At 72.8% G+C, this 17,342-nt stretch carries 17 protein-coding genes and 1 pseudogene; 10 read left to right on the top strand and 8 right to left on the bottom strand.

The window, feature by feature from the left end; all coding sequences use genetic code 11:
• Positions 1-16: 16 nt before the first annotated feature.
• Positions 17-988, top strand: a complete 972-nt coding sequence (gene sepH / locus ACWDY5_RS34790; protein ID WP_449726382.1) for a septation protein SepH — start codon at positions 17-19, stop codon at positions 986-988.
• A 121-nt stretch (positions 989-1,109) separates the two neighbouring features.
• On the opposite strand, the gene ACWDY5_RS34785 is transcribed toward sepH, so the two are convergent.
• Together ACWDY5_RS34785 and ACWDY5_RS34780 are read right to left on the bottom strand one after the other, a co-directional pair.
• Positions 1,110-1,679: a DUF2537 domain-containing protein gene (locus tag ACWDY5_RS34785; protein WP_449726381.1), complete on the bottom strand. Its 570-nt coding sequence runs from the start codon at positions 1,677-1,679 to the stop codon at positions 1,110-1,112.
• A gap of 11 nt (positions 1,680-1,690) precedes the next feature.
• A complete protein-coding gene (locus ACWDY5_RS34780; protein WP_449726380.1) occupies positions 1,691-2,497 on the bottom strand; it encodes a TrmH family RNA methyltransferase in 807 nt (268 codons plus the stop codon).
• 216 nt (positions 2,498-2,713) lie between these two features.
• Here ACWDY5_RS34780 and ACWDY5_RS34775 point away from each other — a divergent pair, with 216 nt between their 5' ends.
• Positions 2,714-4,213, top strand: a complete 1,500-nt coding sequence (locus ACWDY5_RS34775) for a glutamate-cysteine ligase family protein (protein WP_449726379.1) — start codon at positions 2,714-2,716, stop codon at positions 4,211-4,213.
• 3 nt (positions 4,214-4,216) lie between these two features.
• On the opposite strand, the gene ACWDY5_RS34770 is transcribed toward ACWDY5_RS34775, so the two are convergent.
• Both ACWDY5_RS34770 and ACWDY5_RS34765 read right to left on the bottom strand, forming a co-directional pair.
• On the bottom strand, positions 4,217-5,872 hold the full coding sequence (locus ACWDY5_RS34770) for an ABC-F family ATP-binding cassette domain-containing protein (RefSeq protein WP_449726378.1): 1,656 nt from the start codon (positions 5,870-5,872) through the stop codon (positions 4,217-4,219).
• Positions 5,873-5,917: 45 nt separating this feature from the next.
• A complete protein-coding gene (locus ACWDY5_RS34765) occupies positions 5,918-7,057 on the bottom strand; it encodes a hypothetical protein (protein ID WP_449726377.1) in 1,140 nt (379 codons plus the stop codon).
• 86 nt (positions 7,058-7,143) lie between these two features.
• On the opposite strand from ACWDY5_RS34765, the gene ACWDY5_RS34760 reads away from it, so the two are divergent.
• From ACWDY5_RS34760 to ACWDY5_RS34735, 6 genes are read left to right on the top strand one after another with little or no spacing between them, the layout of a single operon-like run.
• Positions 7,144-7,815, top strand: coding sequence for a hypothetical protein (locus ACWDY5_RS34760; protein WP_449726376.1), 672 nt, complete (start codon positions 7,144-7,146; stop codon positions 7,813-7,815).
• Positions 7,812-8,783, top strand: coding sequence for a heme/hemin ABC transporter substrate-binding protein (locus ACWDY5_RS34755; RefSeq protein ID WP_449726375.1), 972 nt, complete (start codon positions 7,812-7,814; stop codon positions 8,781-8,783). Before ACWDY5_RS34760 ends, ACWDY5_RS34755 begins: the two co-directional genes overlap by 4 nt.
• Positions 8,783-9,811: a FecCD family ABC transporter permease gene (locus ACWDY5_RS34750; RefSeq protein ID WP_449726374.1), complete on the top strand. Its 1,029-nt coding sequence runs from the start codon at positions 8,783-8,785 to the stop codon at positions 9,809-9,811. The genes ACWDY5_RS34755 and ACWDY5_RS34750 overlap by 1 nt, the downstream gene beginning before the upstream one ends.
• Positions 9,808-10,590, top strand: a complete 783-nt coding sequence (locus tag ACWDY5_RS34745; RefSeq protein WP_449726373.1) for a heme ABC transporter ATP-binding protein — start codon at positions 9,808-9,810, stop codon at positions 10,588-10,590. The genes ACWDY5_RS34750 and ACWDY5_RS34745 overlap by 4 nt, the downstream gene beginning before the upstream one ends.
• A gap of 14 nt (positions 10,591-10,604) precedes the next feature.
• Positions 10,605-12,080 (top strand): hypothetical protein, encoded by a 1,476-nt coding sequence (locus tag ACWDY5_RS34740; protein WP_449726372.1) that lies wholly within the window; start codon positions 10,605-10,607, stop codon positions 12,078-12,080.
• A complete protein-coding gene (locus ACWDY5_RS34735; RefSeq protein ID WP_449726371.1) occupies positions 12,077-12,580 on the top strand; it encodes a hypothetical protein in 504 nt (167 codons plus the stop codon). The genes ACWDY5_RS34740 and ACWDY5_RS34735 overlap by 4 nt, the downstream gene beginning before the upstream one ends.
• Here ACWDY5_RS34735 and ACWDY5_RS34730 read toward each other — a convergent pair.
• A complete protein-coding gene (locus ACWDY5_RS34730) occupies positions 12,573-13,238 on the bottom strand; it encodes a hypothetical protein (RefSeq protein ID WP_449726370.1) in 666 nt (221 codons plus the stop codon). The two genes, ACWDY5_RS34735 and ACWDY5_RS34730, sit on opposite strands and share 8 nt — an antisense overlap.
• 73 nt (positions 13,239-13,311) lie before the next feature.
• Between ACWDY5_RS34730 and ACWDY5_RS34725 the strand changes: the two genes are divergently transcribed.
• Entirely contained in the window at positions 13,312-14,172 is an 861-nt protein-coding gene (locus ACWDY5_RS34725) for a Scr1 family TA system antitoxin-like transcriptional regulator (protein ID WP_449726369.1), read from the top strand.
• A gap of 5 nt (positions 14,173-14,177) precedes the next feature.
• Here ACWDY5_RS34725 and ACWDY5_RS34720 read toward each other — a convergent pair whose 3' ends face one another.
• From ACWDY5_RS34720 to ACWDY5_RS34710, 3 genes are read right to left on the bottom strand one after another with little or no spacing between them, the layout of a single operon-like run.
• On the bottom strand, positions 14,178-14,951 hold the full coding sequence (locus tag ACWDY5_RS34720) for an ABC transporter ATP-binding protein (RefSeq protein ID WP_449726368.1): 774 nt from the start codon (positions 14,949-14,951) through the stop codon (positions 14,178-14,180).
• Positions 14,948-15,979 (bottom strand): FecCD family ABC transporter permease, encoded by a 1,032-nt coding sequence (locus tag ACWDY5_RS34715; RefSeq protein WP_449726367.1) that lies wholly within the window; start codon positions 15,977-15,979, stop codon positions 14,948-14,950. Before ACWDY5_RS34715 ends, ACWDY5_RS34720 begins: the two co-directional genes overlap by 4 nt.
• Entirely contained in the window at positions 15,976-16,947 is a 972-nt protein-coding gene (locus ACWDY5_RS34710; protein ID WP_449726366.1) for an ABC transporter substrate-binding protein, read from the bottom strand. The genes ACWDY5_RS34715 and ACWDY5_RS34710 overlap by 4 nt, the downstream gene beginning before the upstream one ends.
• A 276-nt stretch (positions 16,948-17,223) precedes the next feature.
• On the opposite strand from ACWDY5_RS34710, the pseudogene ACWDY5_RS34705 reads away from it, so the two are divergent.
• Positions 17,224-17,342 (top strand): annotated as a pseudogene (locus tag ACWDY5_RS34705) (superoxide dismutase); the annotation flags it as partial.

Genomic DNA, 17,342 nt, shown 5'->3' with positions numbered 1-17,342 from the left:
TTTCCGGGAGGCCGCGATGCGAGCGCTGCGAGTAGTCGGGCTCGACGAGGACGCGCAGGTGCTCGTCCTCGAAGACGAGCGCGGCGAACGCTTCACGCTCCCGGCCGACGAGCGGCTCAAGGCCGCCGCCCGCGGCGACATCACCCGTCTCGGCCAGGCGCAGATCGAGCTGGAAAGCCAGATGCGCCCGCGCGAGATCCAGGCCCGCATCCGCGGCGGTGAGTCGGTGGAGCAGGTGGCCGCCGCCTCCGGGCTGCCGGTGCAGCGGGTCGAGCGCTACGCCTACCCCGTGTTGCTGGAGCGGTCCCGCACCGCGGACCTCGCCCAGCGCGCGCACCCGGTGCGCGAGGACGGCCCGGACGTCTCCACCCTCGGTGAGGTCGTGGCGCACGGTTTCGGCCTGCGCGGCCAGGACTTCTCGGTGGCGCACTGGGACTCTTGGCGCGGCGAGGACGGCAAGTGGGTCATCCAGCTGCGCTGGCGGGCCGGCCGCTCGGACAACCGGGCGCACTGGATCTTCCACCCGGGCGCGCACGGCGGCACCATCACGCCGCTGGACGAGCACGCCGCCGACTTGATCGACCCGACACCCGGCCGTCCGCTCCGCACCGTGCGCGCGATCACCCCGCTCGCGCAGCAGGCGCTGGAGCTCGACGGCGACACCAAGATCCTGCCCGTGATCGACGAGTCCATGCCGCCGCCACCGCCCGTGGTGGAACCCCGGCAGGCCCCGGCGAGCCACGGTCAGCGCTACCAGCCAGAGCCGCTTCCGGAGGAGCTGGCCCAGCAGGCCGACGCGCCCCTGATCGAACCGACCGAGCCGGTGCAGGCGGAAGAGGTCGAGAAGACAGAGGCGGCGGAGACCGACCTGGGCACGCATGCCCCCGCACGGCGGACAGAGCCAGCGGGTAAGCGCGGTCGGAAGAACCACCCGATCGTGCCTTCCTGGGAAGACGTCTTACTCGGCGTGCGTTCCCAGCGGGGTTAGAGGAGCGCACGTGGCGTGAACAAGGGGAGAGCGGCTACCGCGGACCACCTGCAGGGGTCCACCGGCCTCGGTGACAGCGAGGCGGCAGGAGCGCTCTTCCCTTTGGCCGGTCTAGCGCCGGTTATGGCCCGAGCAAGCTGAGCAGCAGGGCCAGCCACGCCACGCCGATCCCGGTGACCACGCCGTAGGCCACCCAGCGCCACACCGGGGTGCGCCGGGCCAGCCAGACCGAGGGTGCCAGGCCGCCCGCGATCACGATGTTCGCGCCGAAGGCGAGCAGCGGGCTGGCCTGGCTCAGTCCCTGGGACAGCGCCACCATCGAGACCACCACGATCGCGGCCACGAACACGCTCACGGTCAGCCCGGTCGCCCACGGCGTCGGCTCCGCCGGCGGCGCGGGCCGGGCAGGCGCGGGCGGCGGTGGCTGGATCTCCTCGGCCTCGCCGGAGACCGGGTCCACGTACCGCACCGGGGTGTCCAGCGCACCGGCCAGCCGCCAGGCCAGATGCCTGCCGCGCTGGTAGACGGCCTCGCCCGCCCCTTCGGACAGCTCCACCGCCTCGGCCACCTCGGCCCACTCGTGCAGGGCCGCCAGCAGTCCCGCGGGCAGCGGCAGCGTGCCGGGGTCCACCTCCTCCGGCTGGTCCGGGCGGAGGAGGACGGCGCGGGCCTCGCGGGCGTGCAGTTCCACGTCGCCGGAGCCTAGCGGGCCTGGGCGATCTCGTAGAAGGCCACAGCGGCCGCTGTTGCCACGTTGAGGGAATCGACGCCCGCCGCCATGGGGATGCGGACCGGCAGGTCGGCGGCGGTGATCGCCTCCTCGGTGAGGCCTGGGCCTTCGGAGCCGAGCAGCAGGGCGACCTTCTCGACTCCGGCGACAGCTTCCCGCAGCGGCAGCGCGTCCGGCCTCGGGGTCATGGCGGCGATGCGGAAGCCGTTGTCGCGCAGGGTTTTCAGGCCCTCGGGCCAGGGTTCGATGGTGGTGAACGGGACGCGCAGCACGTGGCCCATGGAGACCCGGACGCTGCGCCGGTACAGCGGGTCCGAGCAGCCGGGGCCGAGCAGCACGCCGTCCACGCCGAGCGCGGCCGCGTTGCGGAAGATCGAGCCCAGGTTCTCGTGGTCGCCGACGCCCTCCAGCACGGCCAGGCTGCGCGCGGTGGCGGCCAGCTCCGGCAGCGCGGGCATGGGCGCGCGGTCCGCGCTGGCCAGCACGCCGCGGTTGAGGTGGAAGCCGACCACCTCGGCCATGATCTCCGCGCTGGTCACGTACGCCGGCGCGGCGACGGGTTCGAGCTGGTCGGCAAGGGCCTCGATGCGCCGCTGGACGCCGAGCAGGGCGCGCACCGGGTAGGGCGAGGCGAGCAGGCGCTCGACCACCACGACGCCCTCGGCCAGCACCAGGCCGCGGCCGCCGGGCCGGTCCGGCCGCCGGTCGGCGGTAGACAGGTCGCGGAAGTCGTTGAGACGCTCGTCCGCCGGGTCGTCGATTTGGATCACCTGCACCACCCGATCAGTGTGCCATCCCACGGTTTGAGAGAGACTGTCCAGTAACGTTGCTCCGTAAAGAAAGCGCTGACCAGCGCTTTGTCGCTGTTGGTTAAGACGATGTAACAGAGAGCACCGGTTTGGCGGCTGGCGAGCCCGGGAAACGCTGTGTCACGGTGGGCCTTCGCGACGCCGCTGGTGTGCCCGGCCAAACCAGCCGACCGATTGGGAGGCGGCATGGGAAGGGACGTGACCAACCGGACGTTCACCAGGGAGGATCGTCAGCGATATCGGGACAAGGTCCAGCGCTGCCTGGACGCGCTCGCCCGGATGCTCGCCGAGAACCACTTCTCCTTCCCCCGGCAGCAGATGGGCCTGGAGATCGAGTTGAACCTCGTCGACGAGACGCTGCGTCCTGCCATGGCCAACACGGTGGTCCTGGAGAAGATCTCCGACCCTGCTTTCCAGACCGAGCTAGGTCAGTACAACATCGAGATCAACGTCGCGCCGCGGCCGCTGGCCGGGGACGAGGCGCTGGAGCTGGAAGAGGAGCTGCGCCAGCAGCTGGACGCCGCCGACGGCAAGGCGCACGACGCGGGCGCCGCGCTGGCCATGATCGGCATGCTGCCGACGTTGCGACGGGAGCACTTCGATCCGCGGTGGCTGTCCACGAGTCCGCGCTACTCCCTGCTGAACGCGCAGATCTTCGGCGCGCGCGGCGAGGAGATGCTGCTGGACATGGAGGGCGCGCCGATGCCGGGCAAGGGCCCCGAACGGCTCCGCAGCTACACCGACTCGATCCTGCCGGAGTCCTCCTGCACCTCGGTGCAGCTGCACCTGCAGGTGGAGCCGAACGACTTCGCCGCGCACTGGAACGCCGCGCAGTGCCTGGCCGGGGTGCAGGTCGCGCTGGCCGCGAACTCGCCGTTCCTGCTGGGCAAGGCGCTCTGGCACGAGACCCGGATCCCGATGTTCGAGCAGGCCACCGACACCCGCCCCCAGGAGCTGAAGAACCAGGGGGTCCGGCCACGGGTGTGGTTCGGCGAACGGTGGATCACCTCCATCTTCGACCTGTTCGAGGAGAACGTCCGCTACTTCCCGGCGCTGCTGCCGGAGACCGAGCCGGAGGACCCGCTGGAGGCGCTGGCGGCCGGGCGGGCGCCGAAGCTGTCCGAGCTGCGGCTGCACAACGGCACCATCTGGCGGTGGAACCGGCCGGTCTACGACATCGTGGACGGGGTGCCGCACCTGCGGGTGGAGAACCGGGTGCTGCCCGCGGGCCCGACCGTGCTGGACGTGCTGGCCAACGCGGCCTTCTTCTACGGCGCGCAGCGGGCGCTGACCGCGCAGGACCGCCCGGTGTGGACCCAGATGTCCTTCCAGGCGGCCGAGGAGAACCTCTACAGCGGCGCCCGGCACGGGATGAACGCGCAGCTGTACTGGCCGGGCATCGGCTGGATCCCGCCGGATGAGCTGGTGCTGCGGCGGCTGCTGCCGATGGCGCACGAGGGCCTGCGGCTGTGCGGGGTCTCCGACGCCGCGCGCGAGCGCTACCTCGGGGTGATCGAGCAGCGGTGCGTGGCGCGGCGGACCGGGTCGACCTGGCAGCGGGAGACGGTGGCCCGGCTGGAGAGCAGAGGGCTGGACCGGGAGGCGGCGCTGACCGGGATGTTGCGGCGGTACCTGGAGCTGATGCACTCCGGCGAGCCGGTGCACACCTGGTCGGTCGGCGGATAAGAGCTATTTATCGAGGTCGGGGGCGGGTGCCAGTCGGGGGCGCCCGCTCTCGGCCGTCACGTCCAGCACATGGTCGACCCGGACCGCCTCGGCCAGCCTGCGGTCGTGAGTGATCAGGATCAGCGTGCCGGGGTAGTCGGCGAGGGCCTGTTCGAGCTGCTCGATGGCCGGCAGGTCGAGGTGGTTGGTGGGCTCGTCCAGCACCAGGCAGGTGGTGCCCCTGGCTTGCAGCACGGCGAGTCCGGCCCTGGTGCGCTCGCCGGGTGAGAGCTCGCGCGCCGGGCGCAGCACGGCGTCCGCGCCGAGGCGGAACTTGGCCAGCAGGGTGCGCGTCGGTTCGGCGGGCAGGCCCGTCTCGGCCATCACCACGTCCAGCGCGCTGTCCTCGGTGTCGAAGGTGTGCCGGAGCTGGTCCACCTCGCCGACCACGACGCTCGCGCCGACCGACCTTTCCCCGGCCAGCAACGGGATCCGGCCGAGCAGCGCGCCGAGGAGGGTGGACTTGCCGCTGCCGTTGGGACCGGTGATCCGCCAGCGCTCGCCGGCGCCGATGGTGAGGTCGAGCGGGCCGAGCCGGACGTCCCCGCGTTCGACCACCGCGCCGCGCAGGGTGAAGGCGATCTCGCTGCCGCGACCGGCCGAGGGCAGGGTGAGCCGCAGCTCCCAGGCCTCGCGGGGTTCCTCCACCTCGGTCAGCCTGGCCAGCTCTCTGTCCACAGTGGACCCTCGGGCGGCGGTGTTCTCCGCGCCCTGCTTCTTGGCGGCCTTGATGTTCTTGTCCGGCTCGTCGGACTTGGCCACCCTGCGCACGCCGCTGCGGGACCACTCCTTCATCCGGCGGGAGCGCTGGAGCAGCGCATCTCGTTTCCCGGCATAGGTTTCGTATGCCTCGCGGGCGTGCCTGGCCTGGGTCTCCTGCTCGTCGAGGTAGGCCTGCCAGCCGCCGCGGAAGACGGTGAGCCGGTGGCTGAACTCGTCGATGGTGGCCACCGAGGTGACCGTGCGGGCCAGGAACTCGCGGTCGTGGCTGACCAGCACGATGCCCGCCCTGCTCCCGGCCACGTGGTGTTCGAGCAGGTCGAGGCCGTGCGCGTCCAGGTCGTTGGTGGGCTCGTCGAGCAGCAGCACGTCCGCGCGGGCCAGCAGCACCGAGGCCAGCCGCAGCCGGGCCGCCTGGCCGCCGGAGAGCTGGCCGGGGCCGCGGCCGGTGAGCAGGTCGGCGGGCAGGCCGAGGCGCTGGCACAGCGCGGCGGCGCGCTCGTCGAAGTCGGCCGCGCCCACCGCGGTCCAGTCCTCCAGCGCCTTGGCGTAGGCATCGCCAGCCGCCGGGTCAGTGGCCAGCGCGGCCGCGGTGCGCTCCAGCTCCGCCTCCGCGTGCGCGACGCCGGTGCGCCGGGCCAGGTGGTCCCGCAGCGACTCTCCTGGCTTCGGGTCGGTCTCCTGGGTCAGGTACGCGAGCACCGCGCCCGGTCGCAGCATGACCGAGCCTTCCTCCGGCGGGAGCTCGCCGGCGAGCACGCGGAGCAGGGTGGACTTGCCTGCCCCGTTGGGCGCGCTCAGGCCGATGCGGTCACCGGGCGAGACATCGAGGTCGACCTCCGAGAGCACGGTCCGCGGACCGAAGGACAGGGTGACTTTCCGCGCCAGCAGAACGGACACGCCACCGACGATGACAGCGGTGTGCCCGTCCGGCAACCGATTTACTCAGTCCACAATGGACCTCCGACGGCCCGCGTAGAGCGCGAACGCGCCCCCGGCGAGCAGGGCGAGGCCGCCGAGGGCGATCGGCAGGATCGGTCCGGCACCGGTGTTGGCCAGCCCCCCGGGCCGCCCACCACCGGTGCCGCCGGTCCCGCCCGTGCCGCCGCCGGTCCCGCCGCCCGGCTGGTCGCCACCGCCACCGCCACCGCCGCCGGGTGACGTGGTGGCGGTCGTGGCCGGAGCGGGATTTCCGTTGCCGCCGAAGGTGATCGGCAGGACGACGTCCTGGCTGCGGTCCGCGCCCAGGGTGTGGTCGGCGCGGCTGACGATGGCGCACTTGAGCACCGCGCAGTCGGTGTACTCGTCCTTGGCGGTCACGGTCAGCTCGACGGAGAAGGTGCCGCCGGGGCCGTAGGGCTTGGCCAGGTCCTTGCCGTAGGGCGGCGGGTTGCTGGAGATCCAGACGGAGTTGCCGTTCTTGCCGGACATGTCGACGCCGCCGAGGCAGGGCGTCGGCTGCTTGCCGGGGCCGTTGTCCACGCAGACGGCCACGTAGATGCCCTTGGCCTCGTTGTACCCGGAGCCGCTGACGGTGACCTTCTCCCCCGCGGCCTTGAGGCCCTGGGTCTTGGACGCGGAAAGCTTCGGGCTCGCGGCGGTTTGGGCTTGCGGCGCGGCCTCGCGGCGGTTGGGGTCCACGGTGGGCGCGGTGCTGAGGTCAACGGTCGGCGCGGCGCTGGAGGTCGCGGTGGGCGGCGGGCTGCTGGAGGTGGTCACTGGCGGGTGCACGGCGAACTTCAGCGGCAGCGGGGCCACCCCGGCCACGCTCACCCGCAGCTCGATCGGGCTGCCCTCGGGCACGAAGACCGGGGTGACCAGCAGTTCGGCCGCGAAACCGCCGTCAGCGCCGGTGGTGATGGTGGCCGGTCCGGCCGGGTCCGCGGTGGCACCTGACCAGGCACCGAGGGCCAGCGTGCTCTGCGCGGCGAACCCGGTCCCGCGCACCACGATGCGCTCCCCCGCCGGGTCCAGGCCGCTGACCCGGTCCGTGGACAGGACCGGAACCTGTTGGGCCACAGCGGTTCCCGGTAGCGCGAAGACGAGCCCCAGCAACACCGCGGCGGCCAGACGGACCGATCGCATCATCCGTTCACCCCATCAACAAACCAGCTTAGTTAGGTTAGGCTAACAATAGATAGGTAATGACTCACCTGGCTAGTGGGGGCGGAATGACTCAGCAGACCACGCCGAGCGGCTACGTGCCGCCAGCGGCGGTGACCGTGAGCCGGGTGCCGGGCGCGGGGCTGGTCACCCAGGACGAGAAGGGCACCACGGTCACCGGCGACTACGGGCAGAAGCTCACCGTCGCCAAGACCAGCGGGCTGGACGAAGCCGGCGCGACGGTGACCGTCACCGGCCAGGGCTACCGGGTGGACAAGGGCATCTACGTGGCCTTCTGCGTGGACAACGGGCCGGGCAAGCAGCCAGGTCCGTGCGGCGGGGGCGCGGACATGAGCGGGGCCGGCGGGGCCTCGAAGTGGATCTCCAACAACCCGCCCGCCTACGGCAAGGACCTGGCCAAGCCCTTCGGCGAGGGCGGCACGTTCACCGCCGAGCTGAAGATCAGCCCGGTGCTCTCGGCCGAGCCGAAGATCGACTGCCGGGACAGCGGGGTGAAGTGCGCGCTGGTCACCCGCACCGACCACACCCGCACCGCGGACCGCACCCAGGACGTGGTGGTGCCGGTGAAGTTCGGCCAGCAACAGCTGCCCGCGATCGAGGTGCCCGCGGCGGAGCAGACCGTGGCGCTGCTGCCGGTGGCGCTCGGCGGCGGTGTGGTGGTCGCGCTGCTCGCGGCGCTGCTGGTCTTCCGCGCGCGGCGCAAGCGGTCCGCCTCGTGAGCCGGCGGTGGCTCGCGGGCGCGCTGCTGCTCACGCTGGCCGGGTGCGCCGCGCCCGCCCCGGCGGCCAACGCACCCAGTTCCGCGGTGGCGGCCGAGGTGAACGCGCAGCGGATCAAGCCGCTGGCCACGCCCGTGCCGGTGCTGCCGGTGACGGTGGACTCGGTGGACGGGCGCAAGGTGACCGTCACCGACGTGTCCCGGATCATCCCGCTGTCCGGGGCGATCTCCGAGGTGGTGTTCACCCTCGGGCTGGGCGCGAACGTGGTCGGCCGGGACGTGGCCGCGACCTTCGAGCCCGCGCGCGCCCTGCCGGTGGTGACCTCCGGGCATGACGTGTCCGCGGAGAGCACGTTGTCCTTGCGCCCCAGCGTGATCCTCACCGAGCCGGGCATCGGGCCGCCGGAGGCGATCAGCCAGCTGCGCGACTCCGGGGTGCCGGTGGTGGTGCTGCCGGATGCCAAGCGGCTGCCGGAGACCTTCACCCGGATCGAGGCGGTGGCCGCCGCGCTCGGTGTGCCCGCCGCGGGCAAGGAGCTCGCCGGGCGGACCAGGGCCGAGATCGAGGCGGCCAGGGCGAAAGTGCCGCAGGGGCAACCGAAACCGCGGGTGGCGTTCCTGTACCTGCGCGGGTCGGCCTCGGTCTACCTGTTGGGCGGCAAGGGATCCGGCGCGGACTCCATCATCGAGGCGGCCGGGGCCAGTGACGTGGGCGCCGAGCTCGGGCTGGGCCCGTTCACCCCGCTGACCGCGGAGTCGCTGGTGAAGGCGCAACCAGACGTGTTCCTGGTGATGAGCAAGGGACTGGACTCGGTGCAGGGCGTGGACGGGCTGCTCAAGCTGCCAGGGGTCGCGCAGACCCCGGCCGCGGCGAACCGGCGGGTAGTCGCGATCGAGGACGGCGTGCTGCTCAACTTCGGGCCGCGCACCGCGCTGGTGGTCACCGCGCTCGCGGAGGGCCTGCGCTGATGCGAACACGTCGCCTGGCCCTGGTGCTGGGCCTGGGGATCGCGCTCGTCCTGCTCTGCCTGCTGGGCGCGGGCATCGGGGCCTTCCCGAGCCCGGTGGCCGATGTGCTCGCCTCGGTGGCGCACCGGCTCGGGCTGGCCGGCGCGCCGCCGACCGGCTACCTGGACGCGGTGCTGTGGCAGATCCGGTTCCCCAGGGTGCTGCTCGGGGTGCTGGTCGGGGCCTCGCTGGCCTGCGCGGGCGCGGTGATGCAGGGCGTGTTCGGCAACCCGCTGGCCGAGCCCGCGGTGGTCGGTGTCTCCGGCGGCGCGGCGGTGGCGGCCAGCGCGGTGACCGTGCTCGGGGTGACCACGCTGGGCACCTGGACACTGCCCGCGGCGGCCTTCGTCGGCGGGCTGGTCACGGTGGCGGTGGTGTACCTGGTGTCCCGCTCCGGCGGGCGGACCGAGGTGGTCACCCTGGTGCTGACCGGGATCGCGGTGAACGCGGCCACCGGCGCGGTGATCAACCTGCTGCTCACCTACTCCAACGACGCCCAGCTGCGCTCGGTGGTGTTCTGGATGATGGGCAGCCTGGCCCAGACCACCTGGCCGAAGGTGCTGGCCGTGCTGCCCTGCGCGATCGCCGGGCTGCTGCTCGCGCCGCTGTTCGCCAGGCAGCTGGACCTGCTCGCGCTCGGCGAGCGACCGGCCAGACACCTCGGCGTGCACATCGAGCGGCTGCGCGGCACCTTGATGTTCGTGGTGGCCCTGCTGACCTCGGCGGCGGTGGCCGTGGCCGGCATGATCGGGTTCGTCGGACTGGTGGTGCCGCATGTCGTGCGCATGGTCATCGGGCCTGGGCACCGGTACCTGATCCCGGTCAGCGCGCTGGGCGGGGCGGTGGTCGTGGTGGCCGGGGACCTGGTGGCGCGCACCGCGATGGCGCCGGTGGAGCTGCCGATCGGGGCGCTGACCGCGCTGGTCGGCGGGCCGTTCTTCTTCTGGCTGCTGCGCCGCACCAGGGCCCGTCAGGGCGGGTGGGCATGAGCCGGGTGACCGCCGAGACGGTCGGCCTCGGCGTGGTCCTCGGCGGGCAGCCGGTGCTGCACGGGGTGAACCTGACCGCGCGCACCGGCGAGGTGCTGGCGCTGCTCGGTCCCAACGGCGCGGGCAAGTCCACCCTGCTGGCCGCGCTGGCCGGGGACCTCGCGCCCTCGGCGGGGCAGGTGCTGGTGCACGGGAAACCCGTTGGCGGCTACCGGCCGAAGGAGCTGGCGAAACTGCGGGCCGTGCTGCCGCAACAGGTGCTGCTGTCCTTCCCGTTCACCGTGGCCGAGGTGGTCGAGATGGGCCGCGCGCCCTGGGCCGGCACGCCGGCGGCCGAGCTGGACGAGGAGATCATCGCCGAGGCCATGCGGGAGACCGAGGTGACCGAGTTCGCCCAGCGCCGGTTCCCCTCGCTCTCCGGTGGCGAACGGGCCAGGGTGGCGCTGGCCAGGGTGCTGGCCCAGCGGGCCGGGCTGCTGCTGCTCGACGAGCCCACCGCCGCACTGGACCTGCGGCACCAGGAAGCGGTGCTGCGCATCGCGAAACGCCGGGCCGGGGCCGGGGACGCGGTGGTCGTGGTGCTGCACGACCTCGGCCTGGCCGCGGCCTACGCGGACCGGGTCGCGCTGCTCTCCGGCGGCGAGCTGGCCGCGGCCGGGCCACCGGCCGAGGTGCTCACCGGCGAGCTGCTCAGCCGGGTCTACCGGCACCAGGTCGAGGTGCTGGCCCATCCCCGAACCGGGGCGCCACTGGTGCTGCCCCGCCGAGACCACGAATGACCTGGGAGAGCGTCATGCGCCACCGACTTCCCGTGCTGCTGCTGACCGCGGGCGCGCTGCTGGCGGCCGCGCCGTCCGCGCGGGCGGCCGAGCCCGTGCGGCACGAGAAAGCGGCCACGGTCGCCGTGCCGGGCGTGAACTCCTTCGTCGCACTCGGCGGCGAGACCTGGTTCACCAGCACCCGCAACGGCACCGCCGCCACGCTGGACGGCAGGCACCAGGTGGTCGGCACCCCGGTCAAGCTGGGCAACCTGCCCGCGCAGCTGGCCGCGAACACCCGCACCGGCACGGTGTTCGCGGTCAACCGGGGCGTGATCGACAAGAAGCCCTCGGTGTCGGTGATCGACGCGGCCACCCGGCAGGTCACCGCGACCATCCCGGTCGGCGCGGGTCCCAACGGCATCGGTGTGGACGAGGGCTCCGGACAGGTGTTCGTGGCCGAGGGCGGCGCGGCCGTGGTGTCGGTGCTGGATCCGGTGCAGCGCAAGGTGATCGCCTCGATCCCGGTGGGTTCCGGACCGGACCAGGTGGTGGTGCACGGCGAACGCGCGTATGTGTCCAACCTGGACGACAACACCGTCTCGGTGCTGGACACCAAGGCGCACAAGGTGATCGCCACCATCCCGGTGGGCGCGAACCCGCGCGGGCTGGCCGTTGACCCGGTCCTGCACCGGTTGTACGCGGTGAACCAGGGCAACGGCACGGTCACCACCGTGGACACCAGGACCAACCAGGTGCTCGGCGAGCCCTTCGCCGCCGGGGCGGGCGCCGGCCGGGCCGCGGTCGACCCGGCCACCGGGTTCCTCTACACCGGGCAGGCCGAGCTCGGCCAGGTCGCGGTGCTGGACCCGGTGGCGCGCAAGGCGATCGGCACCCTGGAGGTGGCCGCGCCCGGGGCGATCGGGGTGAATCCGGCCACCGGCGCGGTGTACGTGGCCGACGGCAACAACCTCCAGGTCTTCGCCCGGTTCGCCGCGCCGGTGCTGCTGAGCGAGCCGGTCAACACCGAGGCCGAGCTGGGCAGGCCCGCGCGGTTCCAGGCGAGCGCCCGTGGCGCGACCGCGGTGCGCTGGCAGGAGAGCATCGACGGCGGCCGCAGCTGGGCCGACCTGGCCGAGACCGGCGACACGCTGACCGTGCTCGCGCAGACCCGGTTGTCCGGCAGGCACTACCGGGCCGTGTTCAGCAACGCCACCGGCAGCACACCGACCGCGGCCGCGGTGCTCACCGTGCCCGGCGGGCCGGCCACGACCACGCCGACCAGCACCACCACCGCTCCCCCACCGACCTCCACGACTCCCAGCACAACGACGGCCACCACCACCCCGGTCGTCGCCCCGCCACCGGCCCAGGTCCAGCCGCCCACCCCCAGGCTGGCCAAGACCGGCGCGGAACCGATCTTCCCGTTGCTGACCGGACTGGCCCTCCTGACGGCCGGCGCCGCCCTGCTGCTGTTCCACCACCGAACCAAGAAGAGGGAATCAGCATGAAGAACAAGGTGAAGGCCGCGCTCGTCTCCTTCGGCGCGCTCGCCGGTGTGCTGGCCATGACCGGCACCGCCATGGCGGCTCCGGACTCGGCCAGCCGCAACGGCCGCACCATCACCGCCTCCGAGGCCACCGCGATCGCGGTCAACGGCCAGGAGATCACCGTGACGGGCACCGGCTACCACACCGACAAGGGCTATTACGTGGCGCTGTGCAAGGTCCCGGCGGACCTCAGCTACGGCGTCAAGCCCGGCCCCTGCCAGGGCGGCGACGGGCAGGGCGGCACCGGGGTCGGCCCGTCCGCGTGGGTGACCAACACCCCGATGGGCGGCAACACCTATCCGATCGCGGCGGACGGCTCGTTCACCGCGAAGGTCTTCCTCAAGCAGCACGCCGGTGGCCTGGACTGCACCGTGGAGACCTGCGCGATCATCACCCGCCGGGACCACTGGCAGGCCAGTGACCGCAGCTTCGACGTGTTCATCCCGGTGCAGTTCAGCTGAGCCGGTCCGCATCGGTCCGCCTGGGGCAGCTCCGGCAGGCGTCCTCCGCCGGGGCGGTCCAGAACAGGCAGCAGTGGTTGCGCAGGTAGGTCAGGCCCTTCGCGCCGGTGAGCAGGCGACCGGTCGGGGCCAGCCACCGCGCGACTGAGCACAACCGTTGGTACGCCAGGGAAAGCCGGGCTGAGTCGGCACCGCCCCGAGCCGCGCGGGCGAGGGCGGTGCCGATCCCGAAGCCGATCTGCCCGCGCATCGCCGGTGCCGCGCAGCCGCGAACCACCCGCAGGTGCCCGGCCACCCGGAACAGGTGTCCCGCGAAGACCTCCGCCACCAGCTCGTCCAAGGCCACGGGAGCCGGGTCGCCCGGCAGGTGCAGGGTGTGCCAGCCGTGGCCGCCGTCGCCGCCCAGCCGCACCCGGTCGGGGTGCCACCAGCCCAGGCCCAGCGCCCAGGGCAGCACGGTGGCCTGGCCGATCTTGATCGCGTAGACCGACAGCGCGGTGCGCGCGGCCGCCGCGTGCACCCGGTGCGCGGTGGCGGTCATCTCGGCCTCGACCAGCCCCAGCGCCACCTCCGGATCGGCCGCGACCTGGGCGCAGGACAGCGCGTCCGGCGGGGCAGGGTCGCAGCGAACCCTGATCTCCGGGCAGGCGGCGGCCATCACTCCTTCGTGGCCGGCGGGTGTGTGCGAGACTTCTCGACTGATATCAGCACCGTCATCTGGAGTCGTGTTCGTGCCCACTTCACCCACCGTCGCCAACTGGGAGCTCGGCCTCCGGCTGCGCGAGCACCGGGAGCTGACCGGTCTGACCGCGGTCGCCGCGGCCAAGGCCGCCAAGCTCACCCAGCCCTACGTCTCCGGGGTCGAGGGCGGGAAGCTGAAGATCACCGACGTGCGGCTGAAGGCGCTGGCCAAGGCCTACCGGCTCAGCGAGGAGTCCTACGCCGGGCTGATCGAGCTGCGTGCCGCGGCCGAGCAGCGCAGCTGGTGGCAGGGCTACTCCGGCCTGTTCACCGACGACACCCTGCGCTTCTTCGGCTACGAGCACGGCGCGGCCGCGATCCGCTCCTACGACGGCGGCCTGGTGCCAGCCCTGCTGCAGACCGAGGACTACGCCCGCGCGGTGATCCGAGGCGCTGGGCCGAACATCCGGATGGCCGACGTGGAGCGGGTGCTGGAGGCCCGGCTGATCCGGCAGCACCGGCTGGACGGGCCGGAGCCGGTGCGGCTCACCGCGGTGGTCACCGAGGCCGTGCTGCACCAGCAGGTCGGCGGCCGCGCGGTGCTGGCCGCGCAGCTGCGGCACCTGGCGGCCATGGTCGAGCAGCGACCGTCCACTGTGGACATCCGGCTGGTGCCGTTCACCGCGGCGGCCTTCCACGCCCTCGGCGGCGGCGCGTTCCACCTGCTCGACTTCCCGAGCCAGCGGCTGCCCACGCTGCTGTGGCAGGAGACGGTCACCTCGACCTCGCTGATCGACCACCCGGTGCGGCTGCGCGAGTTCGACTCGGCGTTCAACCAGGCCGTGGAACACGCGCTGAGCACCGCGGACTCGCTGCGCCTGATCCGCCAGTTCGCCAAGGAACTGGCCTAGGCGGCTCACACCGTTCCTTCAATGTCCACAGTGGACCGTCCGTCGGCGAGCTCGCGCAGCTGACCGCGCACGCCGAACACCCCGGCCAGCAGCTCGGCGGTGAGCACCTCCACCGGCGGCCCCGCGGTGACCACCCGGCCGTGGTCCAGCACCACCAGCCGGTCGCAGTGCTCCACCGCCAGCCGCAGGTCGTGCAGGGTGAGCAGCACGGACAGGCCCTCGGCCGCGCGGGCCCGCAGCAGCTCCAGCACGGCGAGCTGGTGGCGCAGGTCGAGGTGGTTGGTCGGCTCGTCCAGCACCAGGATCCGCGGCTGCTGGGCCAGCGCGCGGGCGATGGAGACCCGCTGCCGCTCACCGCCGGAGAGGGTGCGGACATCCCGGTCCCGCAAGGCTTCCAGGTCGGCCAGCGCGATCGCCTCGGCCACCGCGGCGTGATCCTGCGCGCGCAGCGACTCCAGCCAGCCGCGGTGACAGGTGCGGCCCTGGCCGACCACCTCGGCCACGGTCAGCGCGGCCGCGTGCTCGGGCTCCTGGGTGGTGGCGGCCAGCGTCCTGGCCAGCTCGCGCCGCCCGAGCTCGCTGACCGGCCGCTCGTCCACCAGCACCGCACCCTCGGCCGGGGTCAGGGCGCGGTAGAGCGTGCGCAGCAGCGAGGTCTTGCCGGAACCGTTGGGGCCCACCAGTCCCAGCACCTCGCCGGGCGCCAGTGCCAGGCTCACCCCGTCCACCACGAGCCGGCCGCCGAGGGCGACCCGCAGGTCCTCGGTGCGCACGCTCATGCCACCCTCCCCCGTCGCCGGTACAGCAGCACCAGGAACACCACACCGCCGATCGCGGAGGTGACCGCGCCGACCGGGATCTCCAGCGGAGAGATCACGATCCGGGCCAGCAGGTCGGTGCCGACCAGGAACAACGCGCCCAGCAGCGCCGAGACCGGCAGCAGCCGCCTGGCGTCCGCGCCGACCAGGAAGGCGGCCGCCTGCGGCACGATCAGGCCGACGAAGGCGATGCCACCGGCCACCGCGACCGAGGTCCCGGCCAGCAGCGCCACCGCGATCAACGCCACCAGCCGGAGCCGCTTCGGGTCCACGCCCAGGGCGGCGGCGCCGTCGTCTCCGGCGTGCAGCAGGTTCAGCCACCGCCCGGCCACCATGCCGACACCCAGCGCCAGCATGAGCACCGCGGCCGGCACCACCATGGTGGGCCAGCGGGCATCACCAAGTCCGCCGCTGAGCCAGAACATGACCTGCTTGGCCTGATCCCCCTTGGCGAACAGGAAGATCACCATCAGGATGCCGGCGAAGAACACCTGGCCGACGCTGAGGCCGCCGAGCACCAGCGCGGTCGGCGAGCCGAGCCTGCCGGCCACCGCGAGCACCAGCACCAGGGCCAGCAGCGCGCCGAGGAAGGCCGCGATCGGCACGGTGGCCGCGCCGAGCGCGCCCGCGCCGATCCCGACCACCAGCACCAGCGCCACCAGGAACCCGGCGCCGAAGTTGACGCCCAGCAGGTACGGGTCGGCCAGCGGGTTGCGGGTGACGATCTGCGCCACCGCCCCGGCCAGCGCCAGCGCGGCCCCGACCAGCACGGCCAGCACCACCCTGGGCAGCCGGGACTCGCGGATGATCGAGGCCCGCACCGGCGACCAGTCGGCCTCCACCAGCCCCGGCGCGACCCAGTGCAGCAGGATCCGCCACACCTGGCCGACCGGCACCGCCACTGACCCGAAGGACAGGGCCAGGCTGGCGGCGCCGAGCAGCGCCAGGATCGCGAGCAGCAGGGTCAGGCCGAGAGGAATCCGGGTCACCGGAACAGGTCCGGGTGCACCCCGGCGGCCAGGGTGCGCAGCGCGGCGGGCAGCCGGATGCCCTCGATCAGGTCCGGCAGGGTCAGCGTGACCAGCCGCTTGTTCCGCATCGCCGGGGTGCCCGAGGCCAGCGGATGTGCTTCCAGGAAGCGGCGTTTGGCCGCCACGCCGCCGTTGTCGCCGAGGTAGTCCACCAGCACGATCACCTCGGGCGCGCGCTCGGCGACCTGCTCCCAGCTGGCGTCGCCGAAGACCTTGGCCACGTCGGCGAAGATGTTGCGCCCGCCCGCGCGGCTGGCCAGGTCGTTGCCGAGGCCGCGGCCGCCCACGGTGAACGGGGCCTGCTCACCGCTGTCGTAGAAGAACACCGGCACCGCCGGCCGGTTCGCCGCGGCGACCTTGGCGGTGACCTCCTCGACCGCCTTGGTGGTCTGCTCCACCAGCTTCGCGGCCCGGTCGGGCACGCCCAGCGCCCGGCCCAGCGCGGTCAGGTCCTCGGTGTAGGTGCCGATCGCCGCGGTCGCGTCCGGGCAGTTCTCCGACAGCAGGAAGGTGCGGATCCCCTTGGCCTCCAAGGCTTCCCGGCCTCGGCCGTCCTTCTCGGCGAAGGCGCTGGCGTAGCCGCCGACCACCAGGTCCGGTTCGGTGCCCAGCAGTTGCTCGGCGCTCGGGTACTTCTCCGCGATGTTCTTGACCTTGGCGTAGTCCGCGGCGATCTCGGCTGGCACGTCCGGGGTGTCCGGGAAGGCGGTGCCGACGATCCGGTCGGTCACGCCGAGCGCGACCAGGATCTCGGTGGCGTGCTGGTTCAGGCTGAGGATCCGCTGGGGCGGGCGGTCGAACTTCTGCGCCCGGCCGCAGTTGACGATCTCCTGCGCGGCAGGGGCGCTGGGGGCCGCGACCGGGCTCCCACAGGCCGGGATCAACAGCGTGAGCGCGCACACAGCGGCGAGCAACGAGTTCTTCATGGACACCTTCCGCAAGCCTCGACGGAGATCGGTGGTCGCACCTTGCGGCAGGTACTCGGGCTCGCCGCGTGTCGCGGCCCACCGTTGCGGGTCAGCGCCGGATTTCGACCGGCTTCCCCTGCGCCAAGGCGTGTGCTGTTCCTACTGGTGTTGATGCTCGCCCGGCAGGACTAGCCAGGTCAAACCCCCGACCCCAACTCGTGACCACGGCTTGTTGCAAGTAGGTTGTAGTTGCACAGCACTCTCATGAACGACTGCCACATGGGGAGGCTCTCGATGGGCGCCTACGTCCTGCCCGATCTGGACTACGACTACTCCGCACTGGAGCCCGCGATCAGCGGGGAGATCAACGAGCTGCACCACTCCAAGCACCACGCGGCCTACGTCAAGGGCAC

The organism is Crossiella sp. NPDC003009, from assembly GCF_053591555.1.
The sequence above is the reverse complement of the archived record's forward strand: the minus strand, read 5'-3'. Positions and strand labels throughout refer to the sequence as shown.

Bases quoted from the DNA above. Each gene is read 5' to 3' on its own strand.
- sepH (WP_449726382.1), top strand. From the start codon at position 17: ATGCGAGCGCTGCGAGTAGTCGGGCTCGACGAGGACGCGCAGGTGCTC.
- ACWDY5_RS34775 (WP_449726379.1), top strand. From the start codon at position 2,714: ATGGGAAGGGACGTGACCAACCGGACGTTCACCAGGGAGGATCGTCAG.
- ACWDY5_RS34765 (WP_449726377.1), bottom strand. From the start codon at position 7,057: ATGCGATCGGTCCGTCTGGCCGCCGCGGTGTTGCTGGGGCTCGTCTTC.
- ACWDY5_RS34760 (WP_449726376.1), top strand. From the start codon at position 7,144: ATGACTCAGCAGACCACGCCGAGCGGCTACGTGCCGCCAGCGGCGGTG.
- ACWDY5_RS34750 (WP_449726374.1), top strand. From the start codon at position 8,783: ATGCGAACACGTCGCCTGGCCCTGGTGCTGGGCCTGGGGATCGCGCTC.
- ACWDY5_RS34745 (WP_449726373.1), top strand. From the start codon at position 9,808: ATGAGCCGGGTGACCGCCGAGACGGTCGGCCTCGGCGTGGTCCTCGGC.
- ACWDY5_RS34740 (WP_449726372.1), top strand. From the start codon at position 10,605: ATGCGCCACCGACTTCCCGTGCTGCTGCTGACCGCGGGCGCGCTGCTG.
- ACWDY5_RS34735 (WP_449726371.1), top strand. From the start codon at position 12,077: ATGAAGAACAAGGTGAAGGCCGCGCTCGTCTCCTTCGGCGCGCTCGCC.
- ACWDY5_RS34730 (WP_449726370.1), bottom strand. From the start codon at position 13,238: ATGGCCGCCGCCTGCCCGGAGATCAGGGTTCGCTGCGACCCTGCCCCG.
- ACWDY5_RS34720 (WP_449726368.1), bottom strand. From the start codon at position 14,951: ATGAGCGTGCGCACCGAGGACCTGCGGGTCGCCCTCGGCGGCCGGCTC.
- ACWDY5_RS34710 (WP_449726366.1), bottom strand. From the start codon at position 16,947: ATGAAGAACTCGTTGCTCGCCGCTGTGTGCGCGCTCACGCTGTTGATC.